The 17,344-nt window shown below is 46.2% G+C and carries 15 protein-coding genes; 2 read left to right on the top strand and 13 right to left on the bottom strand.

Going from position 1 to position 17,344, the window contains the following annotated elements; translation table 11 throughout:
* Nucleotides 1-72: 72 nt before the first annotated feature.
* The 13 genes from lpxA to rpsB form a co-directional block, all read right to left on the bottom strand.
* Complete coding sequence (gene lpxA / locus ACJB0T_RS08215; RefSeq protein ID WP_042500881.1) at nt 73-861, bottom strand: acyl-ACP--UDP-N-acetylglucosamine O-acyltransferase; 789 nt, start codon at nt 859-861, stop codon at nt 73-75.
* 1 nt (nt 862) lies between these two features.
* The gene (gene fabZ, locus ACJB0T_RS08220) at nt 863-1,294 is read right to left on the bottom strand and encodes a 3-hydroxyacyl-ACP dehydratase FabZ (RefSeq protein ID WP_418642295.1); all 432 of its coding nucleotides are present in this window, start codon (nt 1,292-1,294) and stop codon (nt 863-865) included.
* Between the two features lie 178 nt (nt 1,295-1,472).
* The gene (gene lpxD / locus ACJB0T_RS08225; RefSeq protein ID WP_479288894.1) at nt 1,473-2,504 is read right to left on the bottom strand and encodes a UDP-3-O-(3-hydroxymyristoyl)glucosamine N-acyltransferase; all 1,032 of its coding nucleotides are present in this window, start codon (nt 2,502-2,504) and stop codon (nt 1,473-1,475) included.
* 22 nt (nt 2,505-2,526) lie between these two features.
* Nucleotides 2,527-3,027, bottom strand: a complete 501-nt coding sequence (locus ACJB0T_RS08230) for an OmpH family outer membrane protein (protein ID WP_042500989.1) — start codon at nt 3,025-3,027, stop codon at nt 2,527-2,529.
* Nucleotides 3,028-3,098: 71 nt separating this feature from the next.
* Nucleotides 3,099-5,537, bottom strand: coding sequence for an outer membrane protein assembly factor BamA (gene bamA, locus ACJB0T_RS08235; protein ID WP_479288893.1), 2,439 nt, complete (start codon nt 5,535-5,537; stop codon nt 3,099-3,101).
* A 47-nt stretch (nt 5,538-5,584) separates the two neighbouring features.
* Complete coding sequence (rseP, locus tag ACJB0T_RS08240) at nt 5,585-6,943, bottom strand: sigma E protease regulator RseP (protein ID WP_479288892.1); 1,359 nt, start codon at nt 6,941-6,943, stop codon at nt 5,585-5,587.
* A gap of 62 nt (nt 6,944-7,005) precedes the next feature.
* On the bottom strand, nt 7,006-8,205 hold the full coding sequence (gene ispC, locus ACJB0T_RS08245) for a 1-deoxy-D-xylulose-5-phosphate reductoisomerase (protein ID WP_479288891.1): 1,200 nt from the start codon (nt 8,203-8,205) through the stop codon (nt 7,006-7,008).
* A 61-nt stretch (nt 8,206-8,266) separates the two neighbouring features.
* On the bottom strand, nt 8,267-9,109 hold the full coding sequence (locus tag ACJB0T_RS08250; protein WP_479288890.1) for a phosphatidate cytidylyltransferase: 843 nt from the start codon (nt 9,107-9,109) through the stop codon (nt 8,267-8,269).
* A gap of 12 nt (nt 9,110-9,121) precedes the next feature.
* Complete coding sequence (gene uppS / locus ACJB0T_RS08255; RefSeq protein WP_479288889.1) at nt 9,122-9,877, bottom strand: undecaprenyl pyrophosphate synthase; 756 nt, start codon at nt 9,875-9,877, stop codon at nt 9,122-9,124.
* 94 nt (nt 9,878-9,971) lie between these two features.
* Nucleotides 9,972-10,529 (bottom strand): ribosome recycling factor, encoded by a 558-nt coding sequence (frr, locus tag ACJB0T_RS08260; protein WP_042476355.1) that lies wholly within the window; start codon nt 10,527-10,529, stop codon nt 9,972-9,974.
* Between the two features lie 83 nt (nt 10,530-10,612).
* Nucleotides 10,613-11,344: a UMP kinase gene (gene pyrH, locus ACJB0T_RS08265; protein WP_112461214.1), complete on the bottom strand. Its 732-nt coding sequence runs from the start codon at nt 11,342-11,344 to the stop codon at nt 10,613-10,615.
* Between the two features lie 152 nt (nt 11,345-11,496).
* Nucleotides 11,497-12,339, bottom strand: a complete 843-nt coding sequence (gene tsf, locus ACJB0T_RS08270) for a translation elongation factor Ts (protein WP_479288888.1) — start codon at nt 12,337-12,339, stop codon at nt 11,497-11,499.
* 128 nt (nt 12,340-12,467) lie between these two features.
* Nucleotides 12,468-13,199 (bottom strand): 30S ribosomal protein S2, encoded by a 732-nt coding sequence (rpsB, locus tag ACJB0T_RS08275; RefSeq protein WP_353498002.1) that lies wholly within the window; start codon nt 13,197-13,199, stop codon nt 12,468-12,470.
* A gap of 384 nt (nt 13,200-13,583) precedes the next feature.
* Between rpsB and map the strand changes: the two genes are divergently transcribed.
* Both map and glnD read left to right on the top strand, forming a co-directional pair.
* Nucleotides 13,584-14,462 carry a type I methionyl aminopeptidase gene (gene map / locus ACJB0T_RS08280; RefSeq protein WP_479288887.1) on the top strand — a complete coding sequence of 293 codons (879 nt, stop codon included), beginning with the start codon at nt 13,584-13,586 and terminating at the stop codon, nt 14,460-14,462.
* 115 nt (nt 14,463-14,577) lie between these two features.
* Nucleotides 14,578-17,202: a bifunctional uridylyltransferase/uridylyl-removing protein GlnD gene (glnD, locus tag ACJB0T_RS08285; protein ID WP_479288886.1), complete on the top strand. Its 2,625-nt coding sequence runs from the start codon at nt 14,578-14,580 to the stop codon at nt 17,200-17,202.
* Nucleotides 17,203-17,344: the final 142 nt, after the last annotated feature.

Consider the following 17,344-nt stretch of genomic DNA (forward strand, 5'->3'; position numbering starts at 1 on the left):
TTATGGTTTTCTTAAAACAGAAAAAGACCGCCAGTCAGACTGGCGATCTTTTCAGCTTATTCGTGCATGGAGTTAGCGAATAATGCCACGCTCAGAGGCTTCCAAGATCTCTACGAAGCGACCCACAGAGCTCCACTCTTGTGCCATTTCCTCAAGTACAGGCTTCACTTCTGCTAGTGTTTTGCCTGAACGGTAGATCTCTTTGTACGCTTTTTGTAGCGCGCGAAGCTCTGGTTTTTCAAAGCCATTACGCTTAAGGCCAACTAGGTTTAGACCAAATGGCGTTGCGTGGTTACCCTGAGCCAGTACGTATGGAGGTACGTCTTGAACAACTGCAGAGCAGCCGCCCACATAAGCGTAAGCACCAACCGTACAGAATGGGTGAATCGCAGACAATGCCATTACGCCAGCGTAATCACCCACTGTCACATGGCCACCAAGGATAGCGTTGTTACCAATATGCGTGTGATTACCAACAATCACATCATGGGCAATGTGAGCATTCACACACAATAGATTGTCGTTGCCGACTACAGTCTGTGTTTTATCTTGAGTAGTACCACGGTGAATTTGTACGCTCTCACGAATAACGTTGCGATCACCAACGATAACGCGCGTATCTTCACCGCCATACTTCTTATCTTGGTTCTCTTCACCAATAATGGCTTGAGGAAACACACGATTATCATTGCCGATCGTAGTGTTACCTTTGATCACCACGTGAGACATAATTTCGTTGTTTTCACCAATGGTGACATCACCCGAAATGTAGGTAAATGGTCCTACAGTGGTATTAGCACCGATAGTCACGTTACCTTCGATAACAGCACTAGGGTGGATAGTGGCAGACTCATGAATCATATTAAAACTCTCTACGAGCACATTTCAGTTCAGCTGAACAAACGATTTCACCGTCAACTTTTGCTACACCGTTAAAGGCAGCAATACCGCGACGCTCTTTTACAAACTCAACTTCAATCACAAGCTGATCACCTGGTACAACAGGCTTGCGGAACTTAGCCTTATCAACACTTGCGAAGTAGTACAGTTCATTGTCCTTTGGTGCACCAAACGATTTAAATGCCAACAGGCCTGTCGCTTGTGCCATTGCTTCTAGGATCAATACGCCTGGGAAGACTGGTAGCTGTGGGAAGTGACCCGTAAATTGCGGCTCGTTCACAGATACGTTCTTGATAGCGGTCAGATACTTTTCTTCTTGATAATCGGTCACACGGTCGATAAGCAGAAACGGGTAGCGATGTGGCAGAAGTTCCTGAATCTCAGTGATGTTCATAGTTTTAGTATCGGTGCTCAAAGTAAAATCCTATATCAATTCTTTGCTAATCTAGAGGCATTATATACCCAAATGCCCCGCAGTGTCAGTCAGGGAGCAAAGCTCAACCTGAACTAAGTTCACGCACATAAAAAGACTCGCCTAAAGCGAGCCTTTTTGTTAGAGCTGAGTAAGAGAATTATTCCTCTTGCTGCTCGAGCAGTTTTTCCACCGCTTTTAGGCGCTTGTTCATCTCATCAATACGATGAACGCGAGTCGCGGTCTTACGCCACTCTTTGTTAGTCTGAAGAGGAATACCGGACGAATAGATGCCTTTTTCAGGCAAGCCACGCATTACCATACCCATCCCAGTCACGATAACACCATCAGCAATTTCAATGTGACCATTGATCACACTGCCACCGCCGATCTGGCAATATTTGCCAATCTTAGTACTACCAGCAACAATAGTACCACCAGCGAGTGCAGTGCCATATCCGATGTGCACGTTGTGGGCAATCTGCATCTGGTTGTCGATGATCACGTTATCTTCGATAACTGTGTCATCCAAGGCACCCCGATCAATAGTTGTACAGGCGCCAATTTCAACGCGATTACCAATTCTCACGGTGCCAAGCTGAGGGATCTTAATCCACTCGCCTTTTTCATTGGCATAGCCAAAACCATCAGAGCCAATAACGGTACTTGATTGCACCAAGCAATCTGAACCCATGACTACGTCATGATAAATAGCAACGTTGGCCCAAAGCTTGGTATTAGCACCAAGTTTTGCACCTTTACCAACGAAACAGCCCGCACCGATAACCACATTGTCACCCAGCTCAGCAGCAGCTTCTACAACAGCATTCGCGCCAATAGCGACATTATTACCCAAGACTGCGTCAGGGGAGACTACCGCGCTAGCTGCAATGCCTTCAGAGGCAGAGCTTGGCGTACTATCAAGCGCTTGAGCGACTTTTGCGTAAGCAACATACGGGTCAGCAACAACTAGCGCATTGGTTTTACAATGTTCTAGCTCAGATGCTTTTACCATAATCGCTGAAGCGCCGCATTCACCAAGATGCTTTGCGTATTTAACGTTGGTTAAGAACGTAATTTCGCCTTCGCCCGCTCTGTCCATAGGTGCAACGGTATGGATTTGAATATTCCCATCACCATGCAATTCGCCACCTGTGATTTCAGCAAGCTGTGCTAACGTCAATGCTGTCATGTTATTCCTACTAGCTAACTAATTACTTAAGAGAGTCGATAACTTTACTTGAGATATTAAACTCCTCTTTCGCGTAGCCTACCGCTTGAATGTCGATGATCATGTCGTAGCCTTCTTTCTCAGCAACTTTCTCAACAGCTTCTTGGATAGTTTTGAATAGCTTTTGTTTTTCTTCTGCTTCACGACGCTGGCTATCTTTCTCTAACGCTTGGCCTTTGATCTTGTACTTGCTATCAAGTTGACCAATTTCGATACGCAGTTTTTCTACTTCTTCAGAACCTAGTAGTTCGCCATCACGCTGTAGCTTTTCCATTTTCTTGGTTGCTTCTGCTTGGATTGCTTGTAGCTCAGCCGCTTTGTCTTTGAACTCGTTTTGCAGTTTTTGAAGCGTTGCTTCACGTTGTGGAAGCGCTTGGAAAACTTGTAGCGTGTTCACGTAGCCAATTTTCTGAGCCGCTTCTGCTGCTGTTGCAAACATTGAAGAGGTAAGGATAACTAGGCCAAGACCAGCCGCTTTCATCATATTTTTCAAGGTCGATTCCTCTGTTTAAAAAACTTGTATTTACTTACGCTGTGGGAGCAAGTCCCACAGAATTAGAATGTATTACCAATTGTGAAGGTGAACGCTTCCGTCTTATCACCGTCAAATTTCTTAACCGGTGTCGCTAGTGAGAACACCAGAGGTCCCATTGGAGACATCCACTGAACCGCCACACCAACCGATGCACGATAGTTCGATGGTTCGGAGTAATCATAATAGTACTGCTTGCCTGGCATATTTGGATCCGGAGCTAGGTAGCTAAACTCCGTATCCCAAAGACTTGCTGCATCCATAAACAAGCTTGTACGGATTTGGTTACGGAATTCATCCGACGCAAACGGTGTTGGTACAATTAACTCAACACTGGCCAATGCAACGGCGTTACCACCCACAGACTGCTCAGTTGCAGAGTAACATGGGTTGTTTCCGCCAACGTTACCACAACCACCACCGTTCGGATCGTTATAAACCGCTTTCGGACCTACCGAGTTCTGACGGAAACCACGTAAAGTAGAGAAACCACCCACATAGAAGTTCTCGTAGAACGGTAGTAAATTGTCATTGCCGTTCGTTTGACCATAACCATTGCCGTAGCCTAGACGACCTTTCAACAATAACGTAAAGCTGTGGCTTTGGGTAATCGGAAAATACTGTCTGACGTCATATTGTGCCTTGAAGTATTGAACATCCGAACCAGGTACGGTCACTTTTCCGTAAAGTTTTTGATGGTTGCCTGCTGTAGGGAAACGGCCACGGTTTAAATTGTTACGTGTCCAAGCGGCTGTCAGGTGGAAATCATCAGTGATCAAGTTACCCTCAGCATCGCGGTTCTTCGCTTGTGCTTGTAGGAATTTCTCAATCTGCACGTACTCTTTAATATTACCAAGACGGCTATGAGTGTAACCACCACCAAACTCTAAGTAGTTAAGTTCATCAACCGGGAAACCCCAAGTCAACGTACCACCGTAGCTTTGGTCGGTATAGTCAATGATACCCGCTTTCGATGCTTCAAATTCATTGTAGAATATCTGACCACCCAAACTCACTCCGTCAAGGTTCCAGTATGGGTCGCGGTAATCAAGAGTGATGTTTTTTTGGTATTTGTTGGTCATCGCACTGATACCAACTCGGTCACCGGTACCGGCAAAGTTATCCTGCTGCAAACCAACCTGAAAGCTGATGCCTGATTCCGTACCATAGCCGACACCAAAGTTAACGCTGCCTGAGTTTGCTTCTTTGACATCGTAAACCAAATCAACTTGATCTTCAGAACCTGGGACTCGCACTGTTTGGACGTCAACGGTTTCAAAGAAACCTAATCGATTCAGGCGGTTTTTACCCGTTTCAATCGATTTCGAGTTCAACCAGCTCGATTCCATCTGACGCATTTCACGGCGCAATACTTCATCTTTAGTTGAGTTGTTGCCTGTGAATCGGATATCTCGTACGTAGATTCGGTTGCCCGCTTCAACGTTGATCACCAAAGATACTTCATTGGTCTCATCATTGAACTCTGGAATAGTTCTTACTTGCGGATACGCATAACCAGACTCACCAAGCACACGCTTAATGTTCTCTTCCAGTGCCGTCACGCTTGAGCCGTTGTAAGTGTCACCGTCAGCAAACGGTACCATACCCTCAAACTCGGCTTGCTTACCGATCAACTGGCCACGGAAGTTCACATCTTTAATTCGATACGCTTCGCCTTCATCGATACCCAACGTGATGTATACGCCTTTTTTATCTGGTGAAATAGAAACTTGTGTTGTATCGACTTTGAATTTTAGATAACCGCGATCAAGATAGTAGGACTTGAGCGCTTCGATATCGCCGGCAAGTACCTGTTTCTGATACTTATCGTCAGCCAAGAAGTTCCACCAAGCCACATCCACATTCAAGTTGAATCGAGACAATAGCTCTTCGTCTGGGAATACCGTGTTACCAATGAAGTTGATCTGTTTGATCTTAGCGGAAACACCTTCAGTAAACACAAACTTCAAGTCCGCACGGTTACGTGGCAGAGGTGTCACGACCGCTTGAACTTTTGCGTTGTATTTACCCACACTGTAATAAAAGTCTTCCAGACCTTTCTCTATGTTGCTCAAGGTCGTACGATCCAGAGCCTCACCGACAACCACGCCCGATGCATCCAAGTTTTGTTGCAACTGCTCTTCTTTAATCGCCTTGTTGCCAGAGAACGAGATGCTAGCTACCGTCGGTCGCTCTTTAACGCGAACGACTAGCGCGTCATTGTCGCGCAGTACTTTAATGTCTTCAAAGTTACCGGACTGGTAGAGAGCATTGATGATTTCTGAAATGTCTTTACCATCGATAGAATCACCGATACGCACAGGCATTTTTAGTAGTGCTGCACCCAATGCAACCCTCTGCAAACCCTCAATACGAATGTCTTGTACAACAAAATCCTCAGCCCCATTCGCCGACACGCTCGTCGCCAGTAGAGATGCGAATAGAATATGCTTAATCGCCATACCTGCTCTAATTATTCCTTGCTAATACTGCTGCCCGAATTCTGATATCAAAGGCGTGTAAAATCGTTAAAAATCGCGATGAGCATCAATGAGAAGATGATAGCACCTCCCACTCGATACCCCACTTCTTGTACTTTTTCTGGTACTGGTCGCCTAATCACTGCCTCAATGGCAAAAAACATCAAATGCCCGCCATCTAACATTGGTAACGGCACTAAATTGATTATCCCTAGATTGACACTAATCAGCGCCAAAAAACCTAAGAAATAAACCAGTCCATAATCCGCTGTGGTACCCGCGCCTTTGGCGATGGAGATAGGTCCACTTAGATTGTTTAGCCCCACATCACCAACAATAAGCTTCTTCAGCATAGTGATGGTGAGCTCTATAATTTGTCCGGTCTTAACGATGGCTTTGCCCACTGCTTCAATAGGACCGTACTGCAGGTCAAAGCGATAGCTTTCTGGCCATTCCCCTACTTCTGGAGCGATGCCAGCAAAACCAATCAATGAACCGTCTGCCCGCGCTCTCGCACCTGGCACCAAAGTCAAGTCAACGGCTTCGCCTTGTCTTTCAACTGTCAAAGGCAATGAGGTGTTTGCGCTCCCCTGAATTGCCTCCACCACCTGCTGCCATTTGCTCACCGATGTTCCATCAACCGCTGTAATGGTATCTCCTGCTTGCAAGCCTGCAATCGCACCAGCACCATCTGCGCTCACGTTAACAAGGGTCATCTTGATCTCAGGTGTAAACGGAGTAAACCCAAGCGTCCCCATAGCAGACTCTGTTTCTGGGTTAAAGTTCCACGATTGCAGATCAAGTGTTAACTTTTTGTCCATTCCTATTTGGTTGTCTGATGACACTGTGATCGTCATCTGGTTATCACCAATATGAGACACTAACCCAAGATTGACCGATTCCCAATCAAGTGTCTGCTTACCATCCACCGATACTATTTGCATGCCAGATTCAAGGCCAGCTTGCGCAGCAATCGAGCTTGGGGTGACTTGGCCAACAACCGGCTTTACCGCCGGTACACCAATGAGAAACACCAACCAATAGGCAAAGACCGCAAAAAAGAAGTTAAATGCAGGACCTGCACCTACAATAGCGGTTCTTTTCCATAGAGGCTTTTTATCAAAAGCATACTTGTGATCTACCTCAGAGACTTCATCTACACGGCTGTCAAGCATCTTGACATAACCACCTAGAGGAATGAGAGAAATGCTGTATTCCGTACCGTCTTTGCCTACTTTAGACCAGATTGACTTACCGAAACCAATCGAGAACTTCTCGACATACACGCCACAACGACGCGCTACCCAGAAGTGCCCATATTCGTGCACGGCAACCAAAATGCCAAGTGCGACGATAAAGGACGCTAGATTCCACAAAAGTTCAGTCATAACAGAGTCTCTTACTAAAACAGGCCTTTAAATTAAACCGCTTTAGGTTAAACAGGTTTTATTTAAAACGAGCGCACTATCTCACGTGCATAACTGCGAGCCATTCTATCTAGCTCAAGAATAGTTTCCAAGTTATCCAATTGTTTAAATTCATTTGATGCGCAGACTTTCGACATAACACGTTCATTTACTGAACTTATATCGGTAAATCGAATATTTCCTGCTAAGAATGCTTCCACGGCAACTTCATTTGCGGCGTTTATAGCCGTTGTCGCATGCTGACCTTCGAAACACGCCTCCATCGCCAATGCCAAACATGGGTAACGTGAATAATCTGGCTCAAGGAACGTCAGCTCACCGACTTTAGTGAAATCAAGTGGCTTCACTCCTGCAGGAATTCGGTCCGGGTATGACATGGAATAAGCAATCGGCGTTGCCATATCTGGCTCACCCATCTGCGCCAGCACCGAGCCATCGTTGTATTGCACCATAGAGTGAATAACAGACTGCGGATGGATAATCACTTTCAGCTGCTCTTTCGACGTGTTGAACAACCAACGCGCCTCAATAAACTCAAGACCCTTGTTCATCATCGTCGCTGAATCGACGGAAATCTTCGGTCCCATAGACCAGTTAGGGTGCGCAATTGCTTCGGCCGGGGTTTTATGTGAAAGCTCTGCCACATCAGTATAGCGGAACGGGCCACCCGAACCTGTGAGAAGGATATCATTGACTCCAGCATCACTGAGCTTACAGTGTCCTAAATTAGTTTGAATATGGGCTGGCAAACATTGGAAGATAGCGTTGTGCTCACTATCAACAGGCAGTAATGACGCGCCATGCTCTCGCACCGCATCGATAAACAGTTGCCCTGACATCACCAATGCTTCTTTGTTAGCGAGCAGAACACGCTTGCCTGCTTTGACCGCTGCAAGCGTTGGCAGTAGACCCGCAGCGCCGACAATCGCTGCCATCACCATGTCCACGTCACTCGCGCTAGAAACATCACACATAGCTTGCTCGCCAAACAGCACTTGTGTGCGTGCACCTGGCACAAGTAGGGATTTAAGCTGCTTAGCATCCGCTTCTTCGCTCAGCACAGCATACTCAGGCTGCCATGCCGCACAAAGCTCTGCCATTTTGGTGACATTTCTGCCTCCGACGAGTGCGTAGATATTGAAAGCTGATGGGTTTTCCGAGACAACTTTTAAAGTGCTAGCGCCAATAGAGCCAGTAGCACCTAAAATGGTGAGATTTTGCATGCGAATTACAACCACTGTTAAACCAAAGAGAGAGTGACAAATTCACTCTCTCTTTGGAACATTAAAACACGAGATATAGGAGGGCAAAGACTGGGAAGGCTGCTGTCAGACTATCGACGCGATCAAGCACCCCTCCATGGCCGGGTATGATGTTGCTGCTGTCTTTAATTTTCGAAACACGCTTAAACATACTTTCTACCAAATCACCCAATACGGAAATCACAACTGTCGCTAAAGTAATGATAGCCATGCTGGTGAAGCTGGCAAATTGGATATCAAAGATTGTTGAACTGCCCCAGGCCACAATGAGCGCTGCCGCGACGCCACCCAATAAACCTTCAATGGTTTTATTAGGGCTAACATTTGGCGCCATTTTACGCTTACCCATGCTCTTACCTGCAAAGTAAGCACCACTGTCGGCAGCCCAAACAATCAGACACACAAACAGTACCAGTTTAGAACCATAGTAAGGATCAAGGTTATAGTGCTGACCACGAAGAATAACGATACTCCACAAGAATGGAACAAGCGTTAAAATGCCAAACAGGTGGCGAAGAAAGTTAGAACGCTCCCAAAGCAGCGAAGAACGAGGGTATGTCATGGCAAGACCACTCGCGACCAACCACCATCCAAACCCGACACCAAGAATCGCGATATGTGCGGGTGCGACAGCATTAAGAGAAGCGACATCAAACGGCACCAATGCCAATGAAGCAACCAGTACCCCAGCCGTTGGCAACATTGCAAGTAAGCGAGACGGAGTTTTAGTAAACTGTGCCCATTCCCAAACGCCAATCATAGTAATTGCCGAAACAAGGCCTAAAAACCACAGAAGTGGCAAAGAAAAGATCCCCCAGACCACCAGCGGCGCTAGGATCAGGGCGGTAATAATTCGTTGTTTCAAATTAAATCGTCCTTAATTGGCTTCCATTAACGCTTTGACTTGTTCTCCGGTACATCCGAAGCGGCGCTCGCGGTTAATGAACCAGGTAATCGCTTTAACGAGAGTATCTTCGTTAAATTCTGGCCAGTACTCATCCATAAAGTACATTTCAGCATAGGCCATTTGCCATAGCATAAAGTTACTGATGCGACACTCACCACTGGTACGGATAAGTAGATCAACGTCTGGCAAGTCTGCCATAGTGACATTTTGGCTGATCATGTCTTCGGTAATATCCGATGCATTCAGCTCACCTTTCTCTACTTTCGTAGCCAAGGCTTTTGTCGCTTGCAAGATATCCCACTTGCCACCATAGTTTGCTGCTACGTTGACTACGGTACCGGTATTGTTTTCGGTAAGCGCTTCTGCTTCCGCAATTTTACGTTGTAGTCTGTCGTTAAAGCGCGACTTATCACCGATAATGCGCAGTCTTAGGTTATTCTTATGGAGTTTCTTAATTTCGCTTGATAGAACGGTGATAAAGAGTTCCATCAATAAGCCAACTTCGTCCTCAGGACGACGCCAATTCTCGCTGCTAAACGCAAACAAGGTCACGGCTTTAATATTGAGCTTAGCCGCCGCTGAAATCGTCTTACGAACCGCTGAAACCCCTTTTTTGTGCCCGAATACGCGAGGCTTGCCTTTGGACTTTGCCCAACGGCCGTTGCCATCCATGATGATCGCGATATGTTTAGGAAGGGCTTCGTTGAAGGTGTCTGAGTTCTGCATAAAAGAGTGTAGTTATAATTGGGACGAACAGAGTAGCATAAAAAAACGCTGTGCTGTCAGCACAGCGTCTTCACAAGAGTCAATCGATGAAAAATTAGACTTCCATCAACTCTTTTTCTTTCGCTGCTAGCAACTCGTCAACGTTCTTAACGGCTGCGTCAGTGATTTTCTGGATTTCGTCCTGCGCTTTACGATCTTCGTCTTCAGAGATCTCTTTGTCTTTTAATAGCGCTTTAAGTTCACCGTTTGCGTCACGACGGATATTACGGATAGCAACGCGGCCACCTTCTGCTTCGCCACGAACGATCTTAACGAGGTCTTTACGACGCTCTTCTGTTAGTGGTGGAAGTGGAACACGGATAACCGTACCTGCTGACATTGGGTTTAGACCTAGGTCAGACATCATGATCGCTTTTTCAACTTTAGGCGCTAGCTCTTTATCGAATACAGTAATTGCTAGAGTACGTGCATCTTCAGCAATAACGTTAGCAACTTGGTTCAGAGGCGTTGGCGCACCGTAGTACTCAACAGAAAGACCTTGAAGAAGGCTCGGGTGTGCACGACCTGTACGGATTTTAGTTAGGTTGTTTTTTAGTGCTTCTACACTTTTTGCCATACGCTCTTGAGCGTCTTGTTGGATTTCGTTAATCACAATATCACCTTAAATAATAGTAACCTGAAAGCCAGTCTGCTTTCAGGCTATGTCCTTCGATAATTCTGGTTAAGAGTGTACTCTTATTCTGCGTCGCTGATAAGCGTGCCTTCTGCTTCACCCATCACAACTCGGCGAAGTGCACCTGGCTTGTTCATGTTGAATACACGAATTGGCATCTTGTGATCACGTGCCAATGTGAATGCAGCCAAGTCCATTACTTTCAGTTCTTTATCTAAAACTGAGTTGTACGAAAGCTTATCACATAATACAGCATCTGGGTTAGCCACTGGATCAGCAGTAAATACGCCATCTACCTTGGTTGCTTTAAGAACCACATCAGCTTCGATTTCAATACCACGTAGACACGCAGCAGAGTCAGTTGTGAAGAACGGGTTACCAGTACCTGCAGAGAAGATAACGACGCGACCTTGGCGAAGTTCGCGAATCGCGTCAGCCCAATTGTAATCGTCACATACACCTTTAAGTGGGATAGCTGACATTACACGAGCATTAACATAAGCACGGTGTAGAGCATCACGCATTGCTAGACCATTCATTACAGTCGCAAGCATACCCATGTGGTCACCAACAACACGGTTCATGCCAGCTTCAGCAAGACCCGCACCACGGAATAGGTTACCACCACCAATTACAACACCAACTTGAACACCCAGTTCTACTAGCTCTTTTACTTCTTGAGCCATACGATCCAAGATTTTAGGGTCGATACCAAAGCCTTCTTCGCCTTGTAGAGCCTCGCCACTAAGTTTTAACAGAATACGTTGATAAGCAGGTTTTGGGTTCGTTGTCATGGAGTATACCTTCCAAAGAGTTATCGATTAACGGTCATGGGTTGAGACTAGTATAGGAATCCCAACTCATGACGACTAAAAAATAACAGATAACCTAGTCGTAAAAAGACCGTAGCCAAGGCTACGGTCTCTTATCAACAAATCGTCAAGGATTAACCTTTCTGAGCTGCTGCTACTTCATCAGCGAAGCTCATTTGCTCGCCTTTGTCGATGCCTTCACCAACTTCTAGACGAACGAATGTCGCAACAGATGCGCCACGCTCTTTAAGGATTTCGCCAACAGATTTCTTAGGTTCCATTACGAACGCTTGACCTGTTAGAGAGATTTCGCCAGTGAATTTCTTCATGCGGCCGATAACCATCTTCTCAGCGATTTCTTGTGGCTTACCTTCGTTCATAGCGATTTCAACTTGAACAGCTTTCTCTTTTTCAACTACGTCTGCAGGTACGTCTTCTGGGTTAACGAACTCTGGACGAGAAGCAGCAACGTGCATTGCAACGTGCTTAAGAGTTTCTGCGTCGCCTTCACCAGCAACAACAACACCGATTTTCTCACCGTGACGGTAAGAAGCGATTGCAGCACCTTCAACGTACTGTACGCGACGGATGTTGATGTTCTCACCGATTTTAGCAACAAGAGTAACACGCTCTTCTTCGAACTTAGCAACTAGCTCTTCAGCAGTTGCTTTAGTTGCTAGTGCGTCAGCAGCAACTTTCTCTGCGAATGCAGTGAAGTTAGCATCTTTAGCAACGAAGTCAGTTTGGCAGTTAACTTCAAGAAGAGCAGCAACGCCGTTCTCTTCTTTGATGATGATCGCGCCTTCAGCAGCGATGTTACCTGCTTTCTTAGCAGCTTTAGCAGCGCCAGACTTACGCATGTTTTCGATTGCAACTTCGATGTCACCGTTAGTTTCAACAAGTGCTTTCTTACATTCCATCATGCCTGCGCCAGTGCGGTCGCGCAGTTCTTTAACTAGAGCAGCAGTAACAGCCATTCTCTATTCCTCGATTGATTCTAATTAGGGTAAAAATCAGGGGCACATACGCGGCCCCTGATCTAACTATAACTCAGTTTATATGAAGACTCAGTGTCAACCAAAACTAAGTGTGGCTAAAGCCGCAATTATTCAGCTTCTTCTACGAAACCGTCTTTGTCAGCTACAGCAGCAACATCTTGGTTACGACCTTCTTTAACCGCGTCTGCAGCAGCGTTTAGGTAAAGCTGTACTGCACGGATTGCATCGTCGTTACCTGGGATAACGAAGTCAACGCCGTCTGGGTTAGAGTTAGTATCAACTACAGCGTAAACTGGGATACCTAGGTTGTTTGCTTCTTTAACAGCGATGTGCTCGTGATCAGCGTCGATTACGAATAGAGCGTCAGGTAGGCCGCCCATGTTCTTGATACCACCAAGAGACTTCTCTAGCTTCTCCATTTCGCGAGTGCGCATTAGAGCTTCTTTCTTAGTTAGTTTCTCGAAAGTACCGTCTTGAGCTTGTGCTTCGAAATCTTTTAGACGCTTGATAGACTGACGAACAGTTTTGTAGTTCGTTAGCATACCGCCCAACCAACGGTTGTTCACGTAGAACTGGTCAGCGTTGATTGCAGCTTCTTTAACAGCTTCAGATGCAGCGCGCTTAGTACCAACGAAAAGAACTTTACCTTTTTTCTCACCGATTTTAGCTAGCTCAGCTAGTGCATCGTTGAACATTGGTACAGTTTTTTCTAGGTTGATGATGTGTACGCGGTTACGAGCACCAAAGATGAATGGCTTCATTTTTGGGTTCCAGTAACGAGTCTGGTGACCGAAGTGAACACCAGCTTTAAGCATATCGCGCATTGATACAGTTGCCATTTTAAATTCCTCTATGGGGTTAGGCCTCCACATTTCCCATGGTTCCGACTTGGTATGAATGATTACTCAAGCACCCCGGAACATGTGACGAAATGTGTGTGGATTTAAATTAAAGTATGTTGATGCATAACCTAGCTCGCCCCTCTTTCAAAAAGAGTGAAGAGACTAAGTCCTGTCATCGGCGCGCTTTATACCATGTTTAAGGGGTCGATTTCCAGAAAAATCGCAAGAAATGTACAAAGTAACAGCGATTCAATAGGTGAACTCTTAGCAAACCCAAACTACACTGAGTAACGTATCAGCAGGGAAGTGAGAGTTATTCTTGTTGCGCTTAATCTCGCCACTGATAGAATAACGCGTCAATTTAAAATACAGAGAACACAGATGTCTATCAAAATCAAAACTGAAGCTGAAATCGAAAGAATGCGAATCGCAGGTAAGCTTGCAGCAGAGCTTTTAGAAATGATCGAACCTCATGTAAAAGAAGGGGTGACGACAGAGGAGCTAGATAGAATTTGTGCTGAGTATACTCGTGAGAAAGGTGCCTACTCTGCGCCACTCGATTACCACGGTTACCCAAAATCAATCTGTACCTCTATCAACCATATCGTTTGTCACGGCATCCCAGCAAAGCAAGACGAGATGGGTACAACAGGCAAACTCAAGCCAGCAGTTCTTAAAAACGGCGACATCGTCAACGTCGACGTGACCGTTATCATCCCTAACGATGAAAATGCGTCTCTAGATACGCGTCCAGAAGGCTACCACGGCGACACATCGAAAATGTTCCTTGTGGGAGACGTGTCTCCTGCAGACAAGCGTCTTGCTATGGTTGCGCAAGAAGCGCTATACCTTGGCATGAAAACCGTTAAACCTGGCTCGACAGTTGGCGCTATCGGTACTGAAATCGAGAAGTTCATCAAAGCGAACAACAAAAAGAACCCACGTAACAAGTTCTCTATCGTTAAAGATTTCTGTGGTCACGGCATTGGTTCTGAGTTCCATGAAGAGCCACAAGTGGTTCACTACAAAAACAACGACCGCCGTGTGCTAAAAGAAGGCATGGTGTTCACCATCGAGCCGATGATCAATGCTGGTAAATTTGGTTGCAGCATCGACGCAGAAGATGATTGGACAGTGTACACAGGCGATGGTAAAAACTCCGCACAGTGGGAGCACACCATTGTCGTGACTAACACGGGTTGTGAAGTACTGACACTTCGTAGCGATGAAAGCATTCCTCGCCACATGAACAACCTATAAGCGTCGCTTATCACGTTTGTAAAAATATCCCCACTCACTGGGGATATTTTTTTATCCGCCCTATTTTGGTATAACCCTTGTTAGTGACATTTTTTTGCTTGCACGGATTGCACACATGACTTTTCAAAGCCCAACTTCGCTCAGTGATGAGCAACTCAATATTCAAGAGCTCAAAGCTCAACTCGAAACCTTTGCTGAACATCAAAAACAAGAGTTTCTCAATCACCACCCGATAACCGACTTGGTACTCGGCCGCTCGGACTATATCGATCAGCTGTTGCGTCGTCTTTGGTCAGCCTCTGAACTGTCTAACCAAACCTACCTGTCACTAGTGGCTGTCGGCGGTTATGGTCGCGGGGAGCTTCATCCACTTTCTGACATTGATATCTTAGTGGTATCACGCAAAAAAATACCCGCCTCTTTAGAAAGTACCATCAGTGAGTTCATCACCCTACTTTGGGATCTCAGACTGGAAGTGGGTCACGCGGTTCGCACCGTGGAAGAGTGCATTGAAATCGGTCAAGCCGATTTAACCGTTGCGACTAACTTGCAAGAAGCCAGACTTCTATGTGGCAGCGAAGACACCTTCTCTCAATTAAAAGCTCAAACAGATTCCGATAACTTCTGGCCATCAGAAACCTTCTACCGCGCTAAAATTGAAGAGCAGCGAGCACGTCACGCTAAATATCACGATACAACGTACAACCTAGAGCCCGACATTAAGTCCACTCCTGGCGGCCTACGTGACATCCATACATTAAGCTGGGTGGCACGCAGCCACTTTGGCGCCACCTCGCTCTATGAGATGAGCCGCTTTGGTTTTCTGACCGATGCTGAGTACCGCGAACTCGTCGAGTGTCAAAACTTCCTGTGGCGAGTGCGTTTTGCTCTGCATATTGAGCTTAGACGCTACGACAACCGCCTGATGTTTGCTCACCAGGCACAAGTGGCAGAAAACTTGGGGTTTGTCGGTGAAGGCAACGTCGCTGTAGAAACCATGATGAAAGAGTTCTACCGCACGTTAAGACGAGTAGCTGAGCTTAACAAGATGCTTCTTAAGCTGTTCGATCAAGCCATCATCAATAAAGGTCAGATCCAGCAAGCAGAGATCCTCGACGACGATTTCCAACGTCGCGGTAAACTGATCGAAGCGCGAAAACCAGCGCTATTCCAAGCACGCCCAGAGACCATTCTCGATATGTTTATTCATATCGCCAACGACTCCAGCATTGAAGGTGTTAGCCCAGCGACACTAAGACAGCTGCGCACTGCAAGACGCAGACTGAATAAGTTCTTGCACACTATCCCTGAAGCAAGGGAGAAGTTTATGGACTTGGTTCGCCATCCGAATGCGCTTCACCGTGCATTTCGATTGATGCACAAGCTCGGCGTGCTGGCGGCTTACCTTCCACAGTGGAGCCAAATCGTTGGTCAAATGCAGTTTGACCTGTTCCACGTCTATACCGTCGATGAGCACAGCGTACGCCTTCTAAACCATATCCATACCTTTAGCCTTGAAGAGAGCTACAGCAAGCACCCGATCTGCTGTGAGGTCTACCCGAGAATGCACAAGAAAGAGCTGCTCATCTTAGCGGCTATTTTCCATGATATCGGTAAAGGGCGTGGTGGCGATCATTCTGAGATTGGTGCGGTAGAGGCCTTTGATTTCTGTATTCAGCATGGCTTATCGAAGCCTGAAGCTAAGCTCGTGTCTTGGCTAGTACAAAACCACTTGTTAATGTCCGTCACCGCTCAGCGCCGCGACATTTACGATCCCGACGTGATCATCGAGTTTGCCAAAAAAGTGCGCGATGAAGAGTACCTTGAGTACTTGCTTTGCTTAACCGTCGCCGATATCTGCGCCACCAATCCAGAGCTTTGGAACAGTTGGAAACGCACCTTACTGGCAGAGCTATTTTACTCCACTCAACGTGTGTTGCGCCGTGGTTTGGAAAACCCTGTTGATGTACGGGATCGTATCCGTCACAATCAGCAGTTAGCTTCTGCCCTGCTTCGCAAACAAGGCTTTGTTGCCCGCGAGATTGAAGTTCTTTGGCAACGCTTTAAGGCCGATTACTTCTTGCGCCACACTCATAAACAAATAGCCTGGCACAGTGAACATATTCTAAAACTGGAAGATCCCTCCAAGCCGTTAGTTTTGATGAGTAAAAACGCCACTCGAGGTGGTACAGAAGTTTTTGTTTACAGCAAAGACCAACCTGCTCTGTTTGCAACCGTGGTTGCAGAACTCGATAGACGAAACTTTAACGTCCATGACGCACAAATCATGACCAGTAAAGATGGTTTCGTGCTTGATACATTTATGGTGCTTGATCAGCATGGTGACGCTATTGAATGCAGTCGTCACTCAGCGATCATCAAACATCTCATCCATGTGCTAGAGGATGGTAGACCAACCAAGATCAAAACGCGCCGTGCACCAAGAAACCTCAAACACTTTAACGTAAAAACCAAGGTCGATTTTTTGCCAACCAAAGGTAAGAAACGTACCTTGATGGAGTTAGTGGCGCTCGATGCCCCAGGTTTACTTGCGAAAGTAGGGGCAACCTTTGCCCAATTAAACCTGAGCCTTCACGGAGCAAAAATTACCACTATAGGTGAGCGAGCTGAAGACTTGTTTATTTTAACGGGTGAGAGCGGTTCTCGTCTTACCGACGAGGAGCAAGCACTTTTGAAGCAAAAGCTACAAGAGAACATTTCAGAGCAAATCACTACTTAAAAACACTCCGCTAGTCATTACCCCCTGGTTAAATTTCAAACACCAGTTACTTCACGCAAAGGGGATCGCTATTTAGGCGATCTCCTCCACAAATCTCTATAAACGGCACTCTAATCAGCTACCTACCCTAATCATTGCCTGC

The sequence above is a fragment of the Vibrio sp. CB1-5 genome (assembly GCF_059412285.1).